Below are 17,804 nucleotides of genomic sequence, written 5' to 3'. Positions count from 1 at the left end.
CATCTAAAGACAAATAAGAAAAAAAGCGAACCCAACTCCGTATTAATCAGGACAAAGAAAGAGATTAGCCAATCACTTTCGGGACGACAAAATATCCGTGCTCAGTCTTAACGTGCGACCGTATTTCATCGCAGCGAGACTCCTCTTCAAAGCTGAATGTAAAGAGCTTCTCTTGCATTAACTTTACTCGAGGATTACTCTTTCTTTGCTTTGCCATTTTTGAAATTCCCTTTTCCCAACCAAGAAGAATTTCTACTTGCGGTGAGAATTCTTTTAAGTCATCTTCTGAAAGAACAACCCCAGCAAGAGCTCCGCTCCTGAGAAGAATGTGGTCCTGCATAATTAAAACTTCATCTTACTTAAACCCGGACGGATTCTAACATTAGTTTGTAAAAAAAGACAATCCAAAATGAGCAACTTAACTATATCACGCTGCAGTCTAGAATATATTTTGTTTTAGTATAAGACAAAATATAAGCCTCGTTTTTACAACCAAAAATAAACAAAAGTTGTGCTACAATGACGTAGTTCGGTTCGCAGCCATCAGAGTAACATGGAAAAAAACACATATTCGCAATTTATCGCAACCATAGTCTCGAGTGTTGAGAATGGGTTATCCGAAAATTTCGTATCATTTGTGGAACAGTTTTATGCAACACTACCAACCGAAAAGTATGCAGAAATAAAGTTGTTTTCTGAGATTGCAAATGAGGCTTATAGTTTTTTGAAGGAACGTTTGCCGCATCAAAGGAAAATTGAGATTTTTACCCTATCGAAAGTACCGGATATTTTACAGAAGGACCGGGTAGCAATATTCATTTTAAATCCTGATATTCCATTTTTAGTCGACTCTTTTACCGGAGAAATTAAGGCGAATGGTTTTACTGTATACAGACGTTTGAACGTTGTTTTATCAGTCGAAAGAAACCAAGACGGAGAATTAACAAAAATACATAAGAAGGAGAGTCCTGCTAACTTTGGGAATGAGTCTTTCATTTACTTTCTTGTTAGTTCTGCATCACCTGAAAAAATCTCCGAACTACAGAAAAAGCTTGAAGATGTAAGTAGGCTTGTTGCAAATGTAGTTGCTGATTGGGGAAGAATGCTTACTGTTTTGGAAAATGAGATTCAGAGAATTGATTCTTCTGATCCTGCAAAGCAAAAAAATCCAAGCTGTTCGCTCAGTGATGAGGTTACTGCGTTTCTTAAATGGTTAAACGACGATAATTTCATTTTCCTAGGTTACGACGAATATAGATTGGTGGGTAAAAAACTTGAAAAAGAGCCTACTTTTTCTCTTGGTATTTCAAAATTTGAAACAGAGCTCGGCGGTGACGATAAGTTTAGAGAGTATAAGGGAGTTCTACATATTGGCAGATCTAGGTATGTTTCTCGTGTCCATAGACGCGTCAATGCCGATTGTATAAGAATCAAGTGTCTCTCAGAAAATGGAGAAGTAATCGGAGAAAAGAGATTTCTCGGTCTATTTACGTCTCTAGCACACTATAGAGATGTAAGGTTGATACCTATCTTGCGTAGAAAAATAGAGAATATCGAAAGAATGTCAGGTTTCGTGAAGGGTGGGCATAATCATAAATCCCTACTAGCATTAATGCAGGGCATGTCCAAAGGGGAGCTGTTTCAGACTTCAAGTGAGGAACTCCACAAGATTTGCAAAGGTATGATCTCTTTGGCCGTTAAGCCAAGTCTGAGGGTTTTCATCAGAAGAGATGAAGTAGGGATGTTTATTTATTGTGTTGTTTTTGTTCCAAATGCACAGTTTAGTATGAAACTGCGCTACAAGATCAGAGATTTCCTCACAAAAACCTTTAATGGTACTCTAGCAGATGAATATGTTGTAATTGGCGAGTCTGGGCTTGTTAGACTGCAATTTGTCTTCAATGTCGGTTCTTTTATTTCCTCGTGCACGGATGAAGAAATAGAAGAAAGACTGACCTCAATGGCAAAGGACTGGGAAGATGAGCTTGGACAATTGATTACAGATTCTGTGCTTAAAAAAGAGGAAAAATTAAAATACAGGGAGTACGTTGGAAAATTTCCAGAAAGTTATAAAGAATCTTTTGATGTCGCCTCGGCTTATGGGGATATTGGAAAAATATGCAATGTCACGCGAGAGAAACTTATAGAAGTTAAACTCTATGAAGAAAGAAAACATCGCTATTTAAAGATATATTTTCCTGAAGGGAAATTAGAACTCTACCAGCTGATATTAGTTATCGAAAATATGGCAATGGAGGTGGTGGAGCATAATTGCTATAGGATTAAATGCACACCTGGAGTGATGATACACCATTTTCTCCTAAAAAGCGGTGAAGAGATGCTTTTTCCTCTCTCTCAAATAAAAGATAAGTTTGAGGATTCACTGCTAAGAATTCTTAATGAGCAGTTGGAAAATGATGGTTACAATGCTCTGGTAGTCTTGGCAGGTTTATCTTGGCGTGAAGTTGTTCTATTACGTGTTTTTGCTGGATACCTGAAGCAGGTATCTTTTAAGTATAATCCCGCATATATACAAGCAGCACTGTCGCATGTTCCGGAAGCTGCAGTGTTGATTATTAAGATGTTTCACATGCGTTTTTCACAGGAAATAGATGACGCTGTGAGAAATGAAGAAATCAAAATTCTGAAGGCAAAGCTTGAGGAGCTTCTGTCGTCAGTGACTAACATAATTTATGATAATATCATTAGGGCCCTTGCAGGACTATGCTTCGCGATACTGCGGACAAATTATTACATGAACAAAGAGTATATCTCAATTAAAGTTTCCTCCAAGGAAGTTTCTGACATGCCTCTTCCTAAGCCCTTTGTAGAGGTTTTTGTTTACCACAGTCAATTCGAAGCGATACATCTGAGAGGCGGAAAGGTTGCACGTGGCGGCATCAGATGGTCCGATAGAATTCAAGATTTCCGTGTTGAAATTCTCGGGCTTATGAAAGCTCAGATGGCAAAAAATACTGCTATTATCCCTGTTGGTTCAAAGGGAGGCTTCGTTATCAAGAAAAGTATAGAAGATAGGAAGCTTATGGCTGAGATGGCAATTCGATATTATCAGGATTTCTTAAGGGGTTTGCTCGATCTTACAGATAATATTGTCGACGGGAAGTGTCAAAAAGTGAAGGATATTGTCACTTATGATGCGGATGACTGCTATCTTGTGGTTGCTGCAGATAAGGGTACAGCCAATTTTTCAAATTACGCAAACGATGTTTCTGCAGAGTATAGTTTCTGGCTCGGTGATGCCTTTGCTTCGGGTGGTTCACATGGATATGATCATAAAAAGTTGGGAATTACTGCGCGTGGTGCATGGATCTCTCTTGAGATGGCTTTCTGGGAGAAGTTTGGTGAGTTAAAGAAAAAAGAGTTTACAGTTGTCGGTATAGGTGATATGTCTGGCGACGTATTTGGAAATGGGATGCTGCTTTCAGACGAACTGAAGCTCGTTGCTGCATTTAACCACGTGCATATTTTTGTGGATCCGAATCCAGTTAATCCAAAGGCCTCTTTCGAGGAAAGGAAACGGCTTTTCAATATGCCTGCATCAACCTGGAAAGACTATAACCCTTCCATTATCTCACGAGGTGGAGGCGTTTTTTTGCGTAGTGAAAAAGCCATACGGGTCAGTAGCGAAGTAAAGGAGCTTTTCGAGATATCCGAGGATATCCTTACCCCAGATGAGTTGATTAAACATATTCTTCAGGCAGATGTAGATGTTATTTGGAATGGTGGAATAGGAACGTATGTTAAGTCTTCTCAAGAAAGTAACGATGTAGTCGGAGATAAGTCTAACGATAATGTAAGGGTCGATGGGAAAAATATTAGAGCTTCGATCTTTATTGAAGGTGGAAACTTAGGTTGCACGCAGTTCGGTAGGATAGAATATGCTGCGAAGGGTGGAATTATAAACACAGACTTTATAGATAACTGTGCTGGTGTGTCGTGTTCCGATATGGAGGTCAATATAAAAATTGCCCTTTCCAGCGCTGTAAAATCGAGGAAGATTACGCTTGAAGAACGGGATGCTCTGCTGGTAGCAATAGAGCCAGAAGTAGTTAAATTAATACTTCTGAATATAAACAGGGTTCAGTCTCTTATGATGGCGATGGAGATAATGAGATCCGGTAGACAACTTGAACAGTATCAGAATTTGCTAAACAAGCTAGTTAAAGTGGGTCTTTTAGATAGGAAGGTAGAGTTTTTACCCTCCGATGACGAAATAAAACGCCTGTTCGCAGAAGGTAGAAGCTTTGAGCGACCTCAGTTAGCTGTGTTATCAGCTTACAGCAAGATGTACATCTATGAAAAAATTATAACTTCTAACTTGCCAGATGAAAAGATTTTGAATCGCTATCTTATAAATTATTTTCCAACCCTGATGCGGGAAAGGTTCATGAGTGAGATCTTAAATCATCCTCTTAGACGTGAGATCATTGCAACGAAGCTTGCTAACGACATCATTAACAGATTTGGATGTACGTTTGTTCAAAACATAGTTCAGAACACTGGTTTCTCATCTAAAGAGGTAATCTATGTGCTTGTTGCAGTTATGGAAATATATGAACTCTCCCCAATTTTTGATGAGCTCGAGAATTTTATTGGGAAAGTGGATATTCATTCTTTTCATGGTATTGATTCGATCTTTGTGCAATTTTTAAACCGTTCAGTGCATTGGTTGCTCAAAAATTGTCTGAATCCAATAAACATTATCTCACTTGTAGAAGATTTCTCTCAAGAAATTAGAGAAATAAGTCAAAGATTAGTGGAAATCCTTGACGCTGCTTCTCTTAAAAAGTATCAAGACTCGCTTTGTGTATTTGAATCTATTGGTCTACCAACTGAACTGAGTGCTAAATTAGCAAGCTTGGGATTTATTGAAGCTGCTTTGGGAATTGTACAGACCCGTAGGATCATTCTTGAGAATGATGATCACAAAATAGATTGTCTGACTGTCGGACGGATTTATTTTAATGTAGGTGCAGCTTTATCTCTTTCCTCTTTAAGGGAAATGGCATGCGAAAAGTTTGAAAATGGTTCTTACTGGCAAAGAATGTCCGTGTATTGTCTGCTAGATGAACTCTGTAAAGAGCAGTTTGCATTTACTCGTGAAATTGCAAAATATGTCACCGAAGACGTTGACTACAGTGCATCAATTGAAAAGTGGAGTAGTAAGTACTCTGCAAAACTTGAGCGCTATAAGTCATTTTATAACGAGGTTGCGTCTTCTGGAGAACTTGATATGAATAAGTTCATGGTCCTTGTGAAGCGTTTACGTTCAATGCTGTTGAAGGAGTATTAGTATTATGTTAGGGGTGGGCTTTTTTGAGCTCCTTGTCATTCTTGGAATAGCAGTTTTTTTCTTGGACAAGGAATCCATAAGAGAAATTTTTGGGACCCTTAGAAGCCTTAATGAACGCTTTGAGCTACTAAAAAAAGAATGGATAGATTATCTTCATCGACCTGTATCTTCTAAATCTATTACCGGAGATGATGATCGGGTATACGAGGTTTATGAAGCTCCACTCGATTTGCGAGTAGAAGAAAAAGATGTAGAGAAAATCGAAAAGAAGGATTGTGAGTAACAGTATAGTACTATACGTCGTTTTGCTGCCTGAATGTAAAAAACAATGACTGCATTAATTCTAGTTGTGGATGATATCCCAAGCAACATTAAGATATTAGAGATCAAATTAACAGCAAAGTATTATCAAGTGATTACTGCTTCCTCTGGAATTGCTGCAATAGAGCTTGCTAGGAGGCATCAGCCAGATGTAATTTTGCTGGACGTGATGATGCCAGAAATGGATGGATTTGAAACGTGTAAACGTCTGAAAAGTGATTACTCCACCATGCACATCCCAGTGATCATTGTTACTGCGCTCAACGATATTGAAAATAAAGTTGAAGGTCTGAGTAGTGGGGCCGACGATTTTCTTGTCAAACCAGCGAAAGATTTTACCCTTTTCATAAGAATAAAGTCTCTATTGCGATTCAAAACTGTCCTGGATGAGGTGCGTCTCAGAATAAGCACTAAGTCTCAAATTACCAGCGGTACGGAAAGTAAAATTATAAATTATGTGGAAGATGTATCATCTGGAGTGATTGCAATAGTTAATCAACAGTATTCTGAATCCAAAGAGCTAGAGGAAATACTCAAGCCAACATTTCCGCATGTACTTTATCTTACTGAAAAGGAAGCAGAATATACGCCCTTTGATGTCTTGATAGTAAATATCAGTGTATCTAAGGATCTGCTTAGACTTTGTTCTGCAATCAAAAGTCAATTAAAAACGAGGTCTATACCGATTATAGCAATAGTTGATGATGAAGATGATGAAAGTTTAATTGCTGAGATAACAGAACTTGGAATCAATGATTATATATGTGTTCCTATTAACAAAAGCGAGTTCATTGCCAGAGTAACTACACAGATCAAGCGAAAAAAATACCAAGATATCATCGAGAAAAATGTAGAAGATAGTCTTAAGATGGCCATCATAGACCCACTCACATCGTTGTACAACAGGTACTATTTTGAAAAATACATGGATGAGCTTCTAGCAACTGTAACAAAGTCACAAAATAAGACCTTTTCTCTGATGATGATAGACATTGATTACTTTAAAAAGATCAATGATGTTTGTGGACATCTTTCTGGTGACCTCGTATTAAAGCAACTTGCTACATGCTTGAAGGGGTGTCTCAGGCTTAATGACTTGGTGGCCAAATTTGGAGGAGAGGAAATAGTAGTTGTTCTTGTCGATGTCGGGCTTAAAGAGGCTTTTTCTACCGCTGAAAGGATCAGAAAAACTGTTGAGAAAACTGAATTTAGCACTATTAATGACGAAGTAAAGGTTCCGTTGACTGTTAGTATAGGAGTGTCCGAATATCAATCTCGAGATACTGCAAAAACCTTAATAGGAAGGGCTGATGCAAACCTCTACATTGCAAAGGAGAAAGGTAGAAACCGAGTGGTCATGTCTGATCATTGTCACAAATGAATCTATTATTGAGGTAGTCTATTTGACTTTCCTGGCATAAAATAGATAAGGTTTTGCCTTCCGGGTTGATGGACCTCGCCCTGCCCGCTGACCTACAGAGAGAAACTTTTAGCATACGTGAAGCAATACTGAGTTCTTATATGTGTTTTGGTCACCTACTTATGGTATAGCTCTAGATATCAGAGTTATATATTTATCAGCATTACACATAATCGTTTTTCTGCTGTGCATAAGTAAAGGTGAGACAAGATGTTTGATGTCGCTGCTGTCTTTTGTGGTGATAAAAAATTTTCTAATTTTTAAAATGAGTCATATGTTCGATTCTTTATTGCCGCGCCTATGCTCGCGTTCTGTTCTTGTTTCTTCCAACGGGCCAGGCATTTCATCATCGGAAACATCCTCATCGGAATGACGCAACTCTTCCATTCTGAGTTCTGGAAAGCCACTTTCTAAAACACGTCTTATTCTGGCTCTTCTCTGATATACAAGGTATACGAGATACAGGAATCCAAGCAATAGAAGAAGAAATATACCTCCAGCCGCTGTAGCAAATACAATAACAGCCGTATCGGAAGGTGCAACCGTAGTTGAGTTGTTTCCTCTTTGAACAGTAGTATTACCAATAAATCGTTCAGCATGTTGAATATGAAAAGCACTACTTGAACTATCTACTACAGTTGGAATAACTCCCTGAGTGGACGTATCTGCAATTCCAGTCGCTCCTTTTTTCCTCATCGTGGTTCTGGGTGTAGCTTTTGTACTATGGCCAGTGCGAGAAGTAATGCTTTTTCTTCTCACTGCGATGGGCGTGGTTGTTTTCTGAGTGGGTGCGGCTGTTACTTGAGTCGTGCTTGTAGATTTTCGTCTTGCTTGATTTGTTGGTGTATTTGTAGCTGTCTTTCTTTCTTTTGTAATAGTAACGCTACTACTTTTCTCACATTGATTTCCACTAATGGCGAAAGTACCCTTTGTAACCTCACCTTTGCGATTAGTTACAAAGAGATTAAATCTTGATACGCTACTACCACTTCCGTATTCTGGTTCTACACTCAGGTCTATAACCTCACTTGAGGTTTTCATAATCTCAGTCGCGGTACTACTGAGAGTATTACCATTGGATTTCAAATAATATAGCTTTCCATCTGTGCAACCTACAATTGCACAAGCTTTGCTTTCTTTGCAGGCATTGACAATAATTCTGTCTACCTCGTTCCCACTTAATCCACCAGTCGGTGTAAATGTGGACATGGCAATACTACTTCCTGTAGAACTACCCTTTTTCAAGGTAGTGCCATCCTTTGCGAGCACTACAATACGATGCGTCCCTACTTCTGCGGCAGAAATCGCTGTCACTGTACTACTCTCCAAGCCACTTATTGTCTTTGGAACAGCGCTGCTTGTAATAACACCTGTATCACTATTTACAGAAAGGACCTGAACTTTTACAACGTTTGATTCTTCATATACTGCACAGAGTTTTTCACGATTTACAGAGCCACAGGCATTTATATTTAAAAGCTTTCCGTTGTGCTCATACCCACTACCCTGCTCAGTCAATTCAGCGCTGCTACTATCGAATGAATAAATGCAGCTCTTAAATCGTCCAGAAATCTCTTTGAATGTCAGTGCAACTTGAGATGTACTACTTTTGGAGAGTGGATCAAGTTTTGGTGCAAATGATGAGCAATCAACAGCACTTAGGCTTGTGGCAGCTTTTTGGCCAGATGGATTTTCGACTTCTAGAATTAGTCTGTCTCCTTCTCTGACTAACTTATATGTACATCCCCCGTGGGTAAGATAACCCATAAGGTGAGTCTCTTGCGCTTGCATAAAGAATTTGTAAATTATTTAATAAATTATAACAATAAACGCGGTGACTTTTATAGATATAAAATAATTTATTTTCTAAAAAAATTTTTAATAAATTTGCAAAACTCCTAATCGGGAAGGAAATACAAGTTATAGTGATAGCAATATTGAGTTGTAGGAATTCTGAAATTTTCTCTTCATCGATAGACTACTAACCTTTCGAACTCTAGTTCAGGCGATGTAGAAGATACTTTAAGAGCAAAGCATGTTAGAATTCATTCGTATTATCGCTACATTAAGCAATAAGAAGCACTTCATTCAATGTTTCACGAAAACCTCAATGAATTACAGCATAAGAAGCGTTCTATAATCATATAAAACGCGGAGAAGAATATCAGCGCTGGAACCCTTTACGCTGTATGTTCACGACATGACCCAGGACCGGGGTTAAAGCGAACTCATTATAGTAACCCAGAGAGGAACCACACTACTCCAAAGTCATTTTCTTGATAGCGAAAGGCACTAACTTTTGATGAGAAAATTCAATACAGCTGCCCTCACAAATTGAGAATTTCTGACCTGTGTCAATATTGCATTTCTAGAGTCTTCAAGGACGGCATTTGAAATCTCACAATTTCTATGAACGGGTCCAGGATGCATTATGAGCACGTCACGACCCAAATCTTTCAAAACATTTTCATCAAGACGAAAAGGAGCCGTAGTACCAGCCAATACTTTTTGCCCTGTACGTTCGGTCTGAGTGCGCAGCATTATTATAACATCAGCAGATTTAGCCGCTGCGGAAAAGTTGCTGTGGTAAACAACTTCTTCTACTTGTATTAGAGGCATGAAACTCAATGGTCCAGAAATCGCAACGGTTGCTCCAAGTCTTTGAAGTATGGGTATGGTAGAATGAGCAACTCTACTCCTTATGATATCTCCACAGACAAGTACGTTCAAACCCTCTATCTTTTCTTTTAGTAGAAGAATGGTAAAGGCATCTATTAATCCCTGTGTCGGATGTTCGTTTGTCCCGTCGCCTGCATTAACAATACAACAATCAGTATATTTTTCTAAGAGGTGAAGAATACCACTTTGACTGTGTCGTACTACGAATGCATTAGGTAAAAGAGCATTTAAGGAAGCAAAAAAATCGACTAAGTGCTCGCCCTTTTTTAGTGCGACAGTTTCCACATTTACTTTTTCAACTAGGCAGCCAAGCTTACTTGCGGCAAGCGAAAAAGAAGTCTCAGTACGTGTTGAGCTTTCAAAGAAAAGTGAGAAAATCACTTTTCCAGCTAGATCACTTTTAATTCCATTCTTCAAATAGAAAGCAGCCAGATCGAAGATCTCATAAATCTCATCAACGGTAATGTCCCTATTACTCAGTAGGCTTCTCATACAAAAGCAGCTTCTCTATTTTCTTTAAGCTCAGCACCGCACGAGCATTAAAATACCATAATACTAGCGTCAACACAAAGGATGCCAGAAACATCAATAATAAAGGCATAAGCATTGATGCATGAATCGATATGCCACCACTTCTTATAAAACTGGATTTCTGATGCAATGTTGCCCACAAATAAACAGAGAGTTTAATAACGGGGATATTTGCTAAACCAACCAAGTTAAGTATAGCAGCTAATTTGATGTTATACTCTTTGTAATCCCAGAGTATGTAGTAACCTAAATATAAAAAAAAGAGGACCAACATTGATGTCAATCTGGCGTCCCATACCCAAAATGCTCCCCATATTGGTTTTCCCCAAAGACTTCCGGTGATTAAGCAGATTAATGAGAAAACTATACCGATCGGCGCTAATGCATAGGCAATTACGCCAAGCCTCGATATAGAAAAAGACAAATATAGCAAGTTTAGTAGCCCAATGACACAGTACAAGCCTACACCAAGCCAAGCTGCGGGAACATGAATGTACATGATTCGCACTAAATTACCATGTAATTGGTCAATAGGAGACGAAAATACAAAATAAAAAGCGAATGGATATAAAACGCATAAAGCGAATATCAAGCCAAAAATACACTTTTTTGATATACTAGTGCTAGAAAAAAATTTTTTCATCGTGCAGTGAAATTGTTACATTAATTGAATAGAATCGCTTAAAACCCAATAGAACTAAATGTTGGTGCCGATCAAGTCTAAAATAGGGATTACTATGTTTCTGCTTAAAGTTGATAATTTACATCTATTTTAATAAATAATTGTGAATAATTGTACAAAGAAGATTGTGCACAATTTTAAATTGTGATACATCCACGATATATTTTTTTTGATTGAGCAGCAGACATGACAAAAATCGCTGACCAGATAACAAACGTAATGGCATATAAAATCAGGAAGCGGATGGGAGAGATCGGCATTAATGCAAGAGAACTCGCTGAAAGAGCTGGGGTTGGAAAATCATTTGTATACGACATATTGAATGGTAAGTCAAAGAACCCTACTTCAAAAAAGCTTAACTCCATTTCAAGGGAATTAGGTATCTCGATCTCTTATCTTATAAATGTATCACCAGATTCAATAGATTACGAAAATTATCTACCCGTACACAGCTTAGATAATCATCTTGGTGTTAGTTTTCTTTTGAACAGGGCTTTTTGCGAAGAAAACATAAGCGAGGCATGCGAACTATACTCCTGCACTATGTATGACGACAGCATGTTACCAAGCATAATGCCGAATGAAACTTTAATAATTAAAAAGTTTGTTCAGGGTGATAGAATGAAGTCCGGGGTCTTTCTTATACGTGATAAGTTCAACAGTATAGTGCGAAGCGTTGAACATATCTTTGGAAGCCAAGACGTTAAGATAACCCCGGATAATGAGAAATACTCGACCTATATCAAACACTTTGATGAAATTGACATAATAGGTAAAGTAATCTTTACGCTCAGGAGATTGTAACACTTTAAGTTTCTTATAGAACAGTCTGACTGCTCTGTAAGAAACAAGATTTATGAATAGTATGGTGTAACAGTATGGTGCTATTTTTTTTCCTCATCGCAATTTCGTATGCACATTGTTTTTGCTATTACTTCACCACCGCAGTTCGTGTGACATAGTCGGTGATCGTCATTACAAGAGTCCCGGCATCTTTCATATCTCGCCTCTTCTTTGATTTCTCTGCGATACTCTGCCATCTCTCGCTTATTGAGTTCGTGGAATTCATCTAAGGAATCATGTTTTTCCTTTTTTTCTTTGTTTCCTATATTTATGAGGATATTTGCCGTCCGTGTATCATGAATCTTCTCACAAGCACTTTGACACATTTGTTTCGCAAGCAGACACTTGTTTGCGCATTCTCTTCCACTCTGACTTTTTGGAGGAATAAAGCTATATGATGTGCTATACACCGGGTTAAAGCTCATACAGCCAGACAGTATGGTTCCGACTATAAGGCAAGTTATGATTCTATTAATATTAAAGTTCCCCATATTAATTCTCTATTTTTATACAAAAAATATTACAAATATTGCTTAAATTTGGATATAAAGAAACGCTACAAGGTAAAACAACAGAAGACAATTAACATATATCTGTATTGTGTCATGTAAGTTGTCTTGTGCTAGAATCCCGTTCAGACTGTTTACGGTTGGACTACATGTCAAGTTACGATTTTAAAAAAATAGAACAATTTGCTCAATCTCTATGGAACTTTTCCAGTTGTGACTTTCAAAGAAAAAAGTACTACGTTTTGAGTATGTTTCCATACCCATCAGGGAAGCTACACATGGGACATCTGAGAAATTATGTCATCGGAGACGTATTAGCGCGCTATAAAAGAAGTCAGGGATACGATGTATTACACCCTATCGGTTGGGATGCATTTGGTCTGCCTGCTGAAAAAGCAGCGATAAATAGCAATATTCACCCAAGAATATGGACGGAAAAAAATATTGCAAAAATGCGAATCTCTCTCAAGAGTATAGGCCTATCGTATGATTGGAGCAGAGAACTTTCAACGTGCTCTCCTAAGTATTATAAACACGAACAAAGATTTTTTTTGGCCTTTTTAAAAGCTGGTTTAGCATACAGAAAAAATTCCGAAGTAAATTGGGATCCTATCGACAAAACAGTCCTTGCAAATGAACAGGTCATTGATGGGCGTGGTTGGAGATCGGGTGCGGTTATTGTGAAGAGAAAGATTCCGCAATGGTTCCTTAGAATTAGCGACTTTTCCGAAGAACTCCTTAAGGGATTAGATACACTTACTGGCTGGCCAGAAAAAGTTAAAATTATGCAAGCAAATTGGATAGGAAAATCCGAAGGAGCACTGATAAAATTTCGTATAAGCGGATACGAGGGAAGATGCATTGAAGTGTTCAGTACTAGACCCGAAACGATCTTTGGAGCATCATTTTGTGCTATTTCGGTGGATCATCCTTTGGTAAATGAACTGGATTTATTGAGCGATGCAGAAAAAGAAACACTGTGCACCCAAACTACCTATGAGACAGATCATTGCACTGATAACAAAAATTTTTCCGGAAAGGCAAATTTTGAGAAGGTTCACGAACAAAAGCTTGGCATTCTAACAAAAATAAGCGTGAAGCACCCATTTTCTGGCGATGAGCTTCCTTTATACGTCGCAAATTTTGTGTTTGCAGAATACGGTTCCGGTGCAATATTTGGTTGTCCAGCTCATGATACACGAGATTTTGAATTCGCACAGAAACATAATCTACCTTGCTTAAGAGTCATCTCACCAAAATGTACAAACACTACACTACCCTACCTCCTAGAAGAGGGAGTAATGTGTAATTCAAATTTCTTAGACGGGATGGAGGTAATAGAAGCACGAAAATTTATAATTAAAAAGATTTCTTCAATTGGTATCGGTGAAGCAAAGAACTCATACAAATTGCGAGATTGGGGAATATCAAGGCAACGATATTGGGGGTGTCCGATTCCGGTTGTGTACTGTGAAAAATGTTCAATGCAACCAGTAAACGTTGAAGATCTGCCTGTCACCCTTCCAGAAGAAGTAGAATTTGCGGTACAGGGTAATCCACTAGAACACCATCCAACATGGAAACACACAAATTGTCCAAAATGTGGTGGTCCTGCACTAAGGGACACAGATACTTTTGATACATTTTTTGAATCTTCTTGGTATTTCGCGGCTTTTTGCAGCAAAGAGGGAGGAATAGATAAGAAGTCTTGCAGACATTTTCTTCCTGTTGATATGTATATTGGGGGAATAGAACATGCAATATTACACTTGCTTTATTCTAGATTCTTTATGCGTGCCCTGAACAAGTGTGGATACATAGAGATAACAGAGCCATTTCGTAATTTACTCACACAAGGCATGGTCTGTCATGAAAGCTATCAAAACTCTTCCGGTGAGTATCTATACCCTGAGGAGGCGAAATTACTACTGGAAAAAGGTGAAAAAGTTCTAGTTGGTAAAATGGAGAAGATGAGCAAATCTAAAAAGAATATTGTGGACCTTGAAGAAATAGTCTCAAAATATGGTGCTGATGCAGCAAGGTTCTTCATTCTTTCTGATAATCCTCCAGAGAACAGTTTTGGATGGTCGGATAGGGGTATAAAAGCGTCGTTTAAATTTTTGCAGAGAATCAAAAATCTTGTCGAAAGGTACCTATCTAATGAAACCAGTGGTAAAGTCGAAACAGACCGGGAAATTAAAATCCAGATTAACAGGATTATCTATGAGATGACAAAATACATGGATGAAATAAAATTGAATTGTGCAGTTGCAAAGATTCACGAGTTAGTCAACTTGTTAAGTACGTCCGGAGCATTATCTAGAGAAACGATTTTCATTCTTTTAAGGATACTTGAACCACTTGCACCACACTTAGCCGAGTATTTGGCTTCAAAACTCGAAGGAGATGTCCTTTTGTATAGTTCACCTTGGGTCACTTATAGCGAAGCAGTTCCTAGAAGCGATACAATTAAATTGATGGTTCGGAAGAACGGGAAATTTATAGAATCATTGGAGGTGAGGGAAGATTCTTCTGAAGAGGAGATAATTTCCCTAGCAAAAAGATTGATCAAGAATGCTGTAGTTGATAAAGTTATATATGTTCCTGGTAAGATGGTTAATTTTCTTTGCAGTAATCCTGGTTAACCAAATGTTTAGAACGTTAAATTTAAGATGCTTTATAGTATATTCTGCTGTGCAGAATTACAGTTGAGTTTCACTATGGTGGTTTACTGATTATGGCTTCGCCTTTAATGCGCAAAGCAGTCGCTGTTTGGTTGGTGGATAAGACAGCTCTGACTTTTGAACAAATTGCACAAGCTTGTGGTTTGCATGTTTTAGAAGTGGAAGGTATCGCGGATGGTACTGTTGCACATGGTCTAATAGGGTGTGATCCTCGTATCACAGGAGAGGTGGAACAGGCTGATATAGAGGCTTGTGAAAACGATCCAAATAGGAAGTTGTCTATTAAGTCTATTGTCGATAAACGTAAGAGAAAAGGCAGGGCGTATACCCCAGTTGTCAAACGCAGGGTTAAGTCAGATGCTGCTCTGTGGCTTATCAACAAGTATCCTGAGTTAAGTGATGCGCAAATAGTCTCCCTTATAGGGACTACTGCGAAAATTGTAAAATCTATCAGAGATAGGACTTATTGGAATTATGAAAATTTAAAACCTCGTGATCCAATTTTGTTCAATCTCTACTCGCAGGAGGACTTAGATGAAGCCTTGCTTAAAGTAAAGATTTCAGAGCAAAGTGAGCAGCGCCTTCGTGAGATCGAAGAAAGTATGCAAGATTCAATATAATGTGAATACTTAAGCTGCTTTTTTCTCATTGCGCGATTATGGTTTGTCTTTAGAGAGCTTCCTTAAAGATGGTCGCGAGTGTGTGCCGTTTGCCCATTTGATTTTTGGGCAGGCGGGTTCAGTTGTTTTGGCCTCTTTATTCGGTTAAAATATTTATCATTGTCGATCTTACTGATTTTGGTATATGAAACGCAATATTGATAGTAAGATATACCATATACCAGAAGGTTCTTGTCCTCGTATACTTGATCTTTAAGAAGAGTAGTTTATAGGGCGCTATATGAAAGGATATCGAAGGAGCGATCGGACCTGCTAACGTGTGTCGTATGGTCTTTCGGTGCTCAGATGGAACCGAGCATGTGGTAGAATCGATTCACAAAGAACTAGCCGAGATTACTCACGACGGCGGCGAGTGCCATACTCAAATTTATAGTTTTTTGGGTTTTGATTTTTTGGAGTGGCCCAGTTTTATTGCTGAAACTTCTTTACTCGGTTAGAATATTACTCCGTTGGTCATCCAAACACTTTTAGCTCATGAAAAAAAATATCCATCCAGAAACATATGATGTCATCCTTGAGTTTACTAATGGAATGAAACTCAAAGTAAAGTCGACTATGGGTAAAAAGGGTGAGGTTGTTACTCACAATGCCGGCGATTGGCCTCCTGAAACTCACCCGGCTTGGACAAAGTCTGCTTCTACGAGCATCAGGTCCACTAGTAAAGTCAATAAATTCAAGGAGAAGTTTGGGGAAGACTTCATGTGATTTGCTTGAGGATGGACAAGAATTTATCATACGATAGCTGTCTTGCTTTTGCCGGTGGCGAGTGTTTTTTTGGGTTTTCATATGGTAGAAGGGGCATTGCAGTTGGTGAAATCTGTTTTACTACTGGGATGACAGGCTACCAGCACGTCATCACAGATCCGTCTTTCTCCGATCAGATTATCCTTTTTGCTTTTCCCCATGTTGGGAATGTTGCAGTTAATTCTTACGACAACGAGTCTTCCCGTGTTCTTGCTAAGGGACTGATTTTTCGAGAAAAGCCGCAGGATTTCTTGCATCACTTACGGACAAAGGATTTTTCTGGCTGGCTAGAAAATAATGGTATCACAGCAATATACGGAGTTGATACGCGTGCAATTACTCGGTTGATTCGCATAAAGGGTAACCAGAGCGGTATTATTTTTCCCGTTAATGAAATGGGGATGAATGAAGCTCTCTCGGTTCTGAGAGAAGCTGGGGATATGAATGGAAATGAGTTGGCTACATCTGCAAGTGGAAATGCACGATTCTTACCCTGCCCTGCTGGCGATGAGAGAAGAAAGGTATGTGTGGTTGACTTTGGCATAAAGGATGGCATCCTCAGAAATCTCAAAAAGTATTTCGCAGTTGTGGTAGTAGATGGAAAAAAAGGATTTTCGTCTGCTCTGGAGCCAGGGAACTTTTCTGGCGTTGTTCTATCGAATGGTCCTGGTGATCCATCTGCAACATATTTACAATTGCGCGAGGATTTTTCAAAAATTCTTGCATCTAATTTGCCAGTCTTAGGCATCTGTCTAGGACACCAATTACTCCTTCTTGCATTTGGGTGTAAAACAAAAAAGATGCTTGTAGGTCATAGAGGAACTAACCATCCTGTTATTAATCTCGAGACACAAAAAGTAGAAATCACTAGTCAAAATCACGGTTTTGTGTTAGATGAGTCCACATTAAATAATAAAGATATTATTGTTACACATAGATCTTTGTTTGACGGTTCTGTAGAGGGAATTAAGGTAAAAAACAGAAAAATCTTTTCTGTTCAATATCATCCTGAAGGTTCACCAGGGACACATGACTCCCACTACATTTTTACTAAATTTTTTGATGAAATTAATTCTCAATAGAGTCGCTCTACACACAGGATTAGGAATCCGAGCCTGGGAAAGGGTTGTGAAAAGAACGGTCTTACTTGATGTTGTTCTTCAGTCGGATGAGTTGATTAATTATAGCATGGTTCTTGAACGCCTTAGGTTGTCCGTTACTGATGTGCACTTCGAGTATATTGAGGACCTAGCAAAGACACTTGCTGCAACACTGATCAGTTGTTTTGCTCCTATTAAATTATCACTTGAAGTAAAGAAACCGTCTTTCTTCAAAGTACTTGAGTCTGCATCCGTGCAAGTTGAATATGATAGTGGAAGCGATTCTTAAAAGAACCA

Annotated in this window: 14 protein-coding genes; 9 read left to right on the top strand and 5 right to left on the bottom strand. The window is 38.6% G+C overall.

Going from position 1 to position 17,804, the window contains the following annotated elements; all coding sequences use genetic code 11:
* Positions 1-64: 64 nt before the first annotated feature.
* Positions 65-340: a glutamyl-tRNA amidotransferase gene (locus GP480_RS02080; protein ID WP_160095441.1), complete on the bottom strand. Its 276-nt coding sequence runs from the start codon at positions 338-340 to the stop codon at positions 65-67.
* Positions 341-553: 213 nt separating this feature from the next.
* Between GP480_RS02080 and GP480_RS02075 the strand changes: the two genes are divergently transcribed.
* From GP480_RS02075 to GP480_RS02065, 3 genes are read left to right on the top strand one after another with little or no spacing between them, the layout of a single operon-like run.
* Positions 554-5,314, top strand: a complete 4,761-nt coding sequence (locus GP480_RS02075) for an NAD-glutamate dehydrogenase (RefSeq protein ID WP_160095439.1) — start codon at positions 554-556, stop codon at positions 5,312-5,314.
* Between the two features lie 4 nt (positions 5,315-5,318).
* A complete protein-coding gene (locus tag GP480_RS02070; protein ID WP_160095437.1) occupies positions 5,319-5,597 on the top strand; it encodes a hypothetical protein in 279 nt (92 codons plus the stop codon).
* A gap of 45 nt (positions 5,598-5,642) precedes the next feature.
* Positions 5,643-7,016 (top strand): PleD family two-component system response regulator, encoded by a 1,374-nt coding sequence (locus tag GP480_RS02065; RefSeq protein ID WP_160095435.1) that lies wholly within the window; start codon positions 5,643-5,645, stop codon positions 7,014-7,016.
* Positions 7,017-7,325: 309 nt separating this feature from the next.
* Here GP480_RS02065 and GP480_RS02060 read toward each other — a convergent pair whose 3' ends face one another.
* From GP480_RS02060 to ccsA, 3 genes are all read right to left on the bottom strand, one after another.
* The gene (locus GP480_RS02060; protein WP_160095433.1) at positions 7,326-8,846 is read right to left on the bottom strand and encodes a hypothetical protein; all 1,521 of its coding nucleotides are present in this window, start codon (positions 8,844-8,846) and stop codon (positions 7,326-7,328) included.
* Positions 8,847-9,347: 501 nt separating this feature from the next.
* The gene (locus tag GP480_RS02055; RefSeq protein WP_160095431.1) at positions 9,348-10,226 is read right to left on the bottom strand and encodes an aspartate carbamoyltransferase catalytic subunit; all 879 of its coding nucleotides are present in this window, start codon (positions 10,224-10,226) and stop codon (positions 9,348-9,350) included.
* Positions 10,207-10,908, bottom strand: coding sequence for a cytochrome c biogenesis protein CcsA (gene ccsA, locus GP480_RS02050; protein WP_160095429.1), 702 nt, complete (start codon positions 10,906-10,908; stop codon positions 10,207-10,209). The genes GP480_RS02055 and ccsA overlap by 20 nt, the downstream gene beginning before the upstream one ends.
* Positions 10,909-11,133: 225 nt before the next feature.
* Between ccsA and GP480_RS02045 the strand changes: the two genes are divergently transcribed.
* Positions 11,134-11,751, top strand: a complete 618-nt coding sequence (locus GP480_RS02045) for a helix-turn-helix domain-containing protein (RefSeq protein ID WP_160095427.1) — start codon at positions 11,134-11,136, stop codon at positions 11,749-11,751.
* A gap of 80 nt (positions 11,752-11,831) precedes the next feature.
* On the opposite strand, the gene GP480_RS02040 is transcribed toward GP480_RS02045, so the two are convergent.
* Complete coding sequence (locus GP480_RS02040) at positions 11,832-12,215, bottom strand: hypothetical protein (RefSeq protein WP_237111386.1); 384 nt, start codon at positions 12,213-12,215, stop codon at positions 11,832-11,834.
* A gap of 233 nt (positions 12,216-12,448) precedes the next feature.
* Between GP480_RS02040 and leuS the strand changes: the two genes are divergently transcribed.
* The 5 genes from leuS (at position 12,449) to GP480_RS02015 (ending at position 17,796) form a co-directional block, all read left to right on the top strand.
* Positions 12,449-14,944: a leucine--tRNA ligase gene (gene leuS, locus GP480_RS02035; RefSeq protein WP_160096098.1), complete on the top strand. Its 2,496-nt coding sequence runs from the start codon at positions 12,449-12,451 to the stop codon at positions 14,942-14,944.
* A gap of 92 nt (positions 14,945-15,036) precedes the next feature.
* Complete coding sequence (locus GP480_RS02030; RefSeq protein ID WP_082784584.1) at positions 15,037-15,603, top strand: DUF1013 domain-containing protein; 567 nt, start codon at positions 15,037-15,039, stop codon at positions 15,601-15,603.
* 534 nt (positions 15,604-16,137) lie between these two features.
* Positions 16,138-16,368 carry a 50S ribosomal protein L31 gene (gene rpmE / locus GP480_RS02025; RefSeq protein WP_160095423.1) on the top strand — a complete coding sequence of 77 codons (231 nt, stop codon included), beginning with the start codon at positions 16,138-16,140 and terminating at the stop codon, positions 16,366-16,368.
* Positions 16,369-16,379: 11 nt separating this feature from the next.
* Positions 16,380-17,489: a glutamine-hydrolyzing carbamoyl-phosphate synthase small subunit gene (gene carA, locus GP480_RS02020; RefSeq protein ID WP_160095421.1), complete on the top strand. Its 1,110-nt coding sequence runs from the start codon at positions 16,380-16,382 to the stop codon at positions 17,487-17,489.
* Positions 17,470-17,796 (top strand): dihydroneopterin aldolase, encoded by a 327-nt coding sequence (locus GP480_RS02015; RefSeq protein WP_160095419.1) that lies wholly within the window; start codon positions 17,470-17,472, stop codon positions 17,794-17,796. Before carA ends, GP480_RS02015 begins: the two co-directional genes overlap by 20 nt.
* The last annotated feature ends 8 nt before the right edge of the window (positions 17,797-17,804 follow it).

The organism is Neorickettsia findlayensis (assembly GCF_009856525.1).
Lineage (GTDB): Bacteria > Pseudomonadota > Alphaproteobacteria > Rickettsiales > Anaplasmataceae > Neorickettsia > Neorickettsia findlayensis.
The sequence above is the reverse complement of the archived record's forward strand: the minus strand, read 5'-3'. Positions and strand labels throughout refer to the sequence as shown.